The organism is Methylobacterium sp. WL116 (assembly GCF_008039455.1).
GTDB lineage: Bacteria > Pseudomonadota > Alphaproteobacteria > Rhizobiales > Beijerinckiaceae > Methylobacterium.
Window position 1 is genome coordinate 1 of the sequence record NZ_VRUV01000478.1, and the last position, 3,531, is coordinate 3,531.

At 71.1% G+C, this 3,531-nt stretch carries 3 protein-coding genes and 1 pseudogene; all 4 read left to right on the forward strand.

The features are described from left to right. Nucleotides 1-319 precede the first annotated feature (319 nt). Nucleotides 320-583, forward strand: a pseudogene (secG, locus tag FV223_RS23055) (preprotein translocase subunit SecG); the annotation flags it as partial. 222 nt (nt 584-805) lie between these two features. Next, a complete protein-coding gene (locus FV223_RS23060) occupies nt 806-2,434 on the forward strand; it encodes a CTP synthase (protein WP_147729175.1) in 1,629 nt (542 codons plus the stop codon). A 16-nt stretch (nt 2,435-2,450) separates the two neighbouring features. Next, nucleotides 2,451-2,852: a DUF350 domain-containing protein gene (locus FV223_RS23065; protein ID WP_147729176.1), complete on the forward strand. Its 402-nt coding sequence runs from the start codon at nt 2,451-2,453 to the stop codon at nt 2,850-2,852. 185 nt (nt 2,853-3,037) lie between these two features. Then, nucleotides 3,038-3,531, forward strand: a 494-nt coding sequence (locus tag FV223_RS23070; RefSeq protein ID WP_147729177.1) for a DUF1190 domain-containing protein, incomplete at its 3' end; no start/stop codon positions are given.

Below are 3,531 nucleotides of genomic sequence, written 5' to 3' on the forward strand. Positions count from 1 at the left end.
GCCCGGGCGACGGAGGCGGCGAGCGCCACGGCGAGCACGAGGCGGCGTGAGATGGGCATGGCGTCATCCTCCGGTCCGAGGCGGCCGATCCGAAGCGCCGCTCTTCGCGCCCGCCTTTGAGCACGCGGAGCGATCGTCCGGGGAGCCGGGCGGCTGACATCGGCGCGCCGATCGTCACGTTTGGCGCCCGCACGCTTGTGGTGTATGCCCCCGGCAGATTTGTAGCCGGTGCGATGCAGCTCCGGCCGTCGTGTCCGGCTCCCCGTCCCAGCGAACGGCTCCCGGGACCGGCGCGCGCAAGAACGATTCCGGAATTCCGATGCAGACCGTCCTGATCGTCGTCCATCTCATCATCGTGCTGTCGCTGATCGGCGTGGTGCTGCTGCAGCGGTCCGAGGGCGGCCTCGGCCTCGGCGCCGGCAGCAGCGGCGGCGGCGTCTCGGGCTTCATGACCGGGCGCGGCCAGGCCAACGCGCTGACGCGGGCCACCGCGATCCTCGCCGCCCTGTTCTTCGTCACCAGCCTGACCCTGGCGGTGATGTCGCACCGCTCCGCCGCGCCGAAATCGATCCTCGACGGCGCCAACGGCACGACGCAGCCGGCCGTTCCGGACGCGCCCCAGTCGCGTTGAGCGCCGCGATCGAATCGGAGCGACGCAGCCGCGCCGTTCGATCGGGCAAAGGAAACTTAACGCTCCCGCCCTAGGCCGGCCCAATCCAGCATTGTGCGAATTCCGTGGGAATCGCGCGGTGCGGGTGGCATGCCGTTTGGCGAATCGCCCAGCCTTCTCTATGGACCGAGGCCCATGACGCGGTACGTTTTCATCACCGGCGGCGTGGTCTCCTCGCTCGGCAAGGGTCTGGCCTCGGCGGCGCTCGCGGCGCTGCTCCAGGCGCGCGGCTACTCGGTCCGCCTGCGCAAGCTCGACCCCTACCTCAACGTCGACCCGGGCACGATGAGCCCGACCCAGCACGGCGAGGTCTTCGTCACCGACGACGGTGCCGAGACCGACCTCGACCTCGGGCATTACGAGCGCTTCACCGGCGTCCCGGCGACGCGTGCCGACAACATCACCACCGGCCGGATCTACCAGGACATCATCGCCAAAGAGCGCCGCGGCGACTACCTCGGCGCGACGATCCAGGTGATCCCGCACGTCACCAACGCGATCAAGGACTTCGTTCGCGACGGCAACGACGCCTTCGATTTCGTGCTCGTCGAGATCGGCGGCACGGTCGGCGACATCGAGGGCCTGCCGTTCTTCGAGGCGATCCGCCAGCTCGGCAACGACCTGCCGCGCGGCTCGACCGCCTTCGTGCACCTGACGCTGCTGCCCTACATCCCGTCCGCCGGCGAGCTGAAGACCAAGCCGACGCAGCACTCGGTGAAGGAGCTGCGCTCGATCGGCATCCAGCCCGACATCCTGCTCTGCCGGTGCGACCGGCCGATACCCGCCGACGAGCGGCGCAAGCTCGGGCTGTTCTGCAACGTGCGCGAGACCGCGGTGATCGAGGCGCGCGACGTCGCCTCGATCTACGACGTGCCGCTCTCCTACCGCGAGGCCGGCCTCGACCGCGAGGTGCTTGCGCATTTCGGCCTCGCCCACGACGGCGAGCCGGACCTCTCGCGCTGGCGCACGATCTCCGAGCGGGTGAAGAACCCCGAGGGCGAGGTCACCATCGCCATCGTCGGCAAGTACACGGGCCTGAAGGACGCCTACAAGTCGCTCACCGAGGCGCTGATCCACGGCGGCATCAGCCATCGCTGCCGCGTCAACCTCGAATGGATCGAGGCGGAGGTGTTCGAGCGCGAGGACCCGGCCCCGTTCCTCGAAGGCATCAACGGCATCCTGGTGCCCGGCGGCTTCGGCCAGCGGGGGGCGGAGGGCAAGATCCGCGCGGCGCGCTTCGCCCGCGAGCGGAAGATCCCGTATTTCGGGATCTGCTTCGGCATGCAGATGGCGGTGATCGAGGCGGCCCGGTCGCTCGCCGGCGTGCCGGACGCGAACTCGACCGAGTTCGGCGACACGGCCGAGCCGGTGGTCGGCCTGCTCACCGAGTGGCTGCGCGGCAACGAGCTGGAGCAGCGTGCGGCCGCCGGCGACCTCGGCGGCACCATGCGGCTCGGCGCCTACGATGCGACGCTGCACCCCGACACGAAGATCGCCGGGATCTACGGCAGCACCCACATCTCCGAGCGCCACCGCCACCGCTACGAGGTCAACATGGCCTATCGCGAGCGGCTCGAGGCCAAGGGCCTGCGCTTCTCCGGCCTGTCGCCGGACGGGCTCCTGCCCGAGACGGTCGAGCATGTCGGCCACCCGTGGTTCATCGGCGTGCAGTTCCACCCGGAGCTGAAGTCGCGTCCCTTCGCGCCGCATCCGCTGTTCGAGGGCTTCGTCGGCGCCGCGATCGAGCAGAGCCGCCTGGTGTGAGGCGGGACCGCCCGTGATGACCTCGATCTCCGGGCTGCCCGCCTTCCTCGGCTACGGCGCCATCGCCTGCGGGCTCGTGGCGCTCTACCTCGGCGTCTACCTGACGACGACGGCGCACCGCGAGATCGCGCTGATCCGGGCGAACAACGTCGCCGCCGCCACCGCGCTCGGCGGCAGCTTGCTCTGCTACGCGCTGCCGCTGGCCGTGGCGATCTACAACGCGCAATCGGCCCTCGACTGCGTGATCTGGGGCCTCGTCGCCCTCGTCGTGCAGATCCTGATCTACTTCCTGGTCCGGATCGTCCTGCCCGACCTGTCCCGGCGGATCGCGGCGGGCGAAGGCGCCGCGGCGATCCTGCTCGCCTCGGCCTCGCTCGCCGGCGGCGGCGTGATCGATGCGGCGGCCATAACCTACTGACGAGCCCGCGATCGTGATCCGCCGAGCGAGCGGCGCCAGGCGTCGCGGATCGCGCATCGGGCGCCGCGGCGGGGCCGGCCGGCGAAGCTGGACGATCTTCTCAAGGGCCGCCGGCGTTCCTACATCCGGGCCTCGCGGCGTTCTGCCGCCAGGGAGCCGGGCCGTCCGAGACGGTCCGAACGATCATGGCCTCGTCCATCGAACGGTCCTCGAAGCGCTCGACCACCGTCGCGCTCGTCCTCGTCGCCGGCGCCGGCGCCACGGCCCTCGCGCTCGGGCGGTACGATCCCTCGCAGCGCGAGGAGGACGTCCTGGTCTACGGCGGTCCCGACGCCTGCATCCGCGGCGGCATTCGGACGGAGACCGATTGCCGGAGCACCTACGCCACGGCGCTGGCGGCCTATCCGGAGGCGGCGCCGCGCTACCTCTCCCTGGCCGATTGCGAGGGGCATCACGGCACCGGGCATTGCGTCGACGGAACCGCCGTGGCGACGAGCGCGGCCGGCCGCTTCGTGCCGATGCTGGCCGGCTACGTCATCGGCCGCCGGATCGAGCAGGCCCTCGCGCCGCAGCCCGTCTACGATCATCGCCCCGGCCAGGCCGGGGCGGCGTATTCCGGATCGGGCGGCTACCGCACGAGCTGGGGCGGCCGCGCTCGTCGCCACGGCGGTTCCGTCGA

Excerpts from the sequence above, each read along its gene's own strand:
- FV223_RS23065 (WP_147729176.1), top strand. The coding sequence starts at position 2,451 with ATGACCTCGATCTCCGGGCTGCCCGCCTTCCTCGGCTACGGCGCCATC.
- FV223_RS23060 (WP_147729175.1), top strand. The coding sequence starts at position 806 with ATGACGCGGTACGTTTTCATCACCGGCGGCGTGGTCTCCTCGCTCGGC.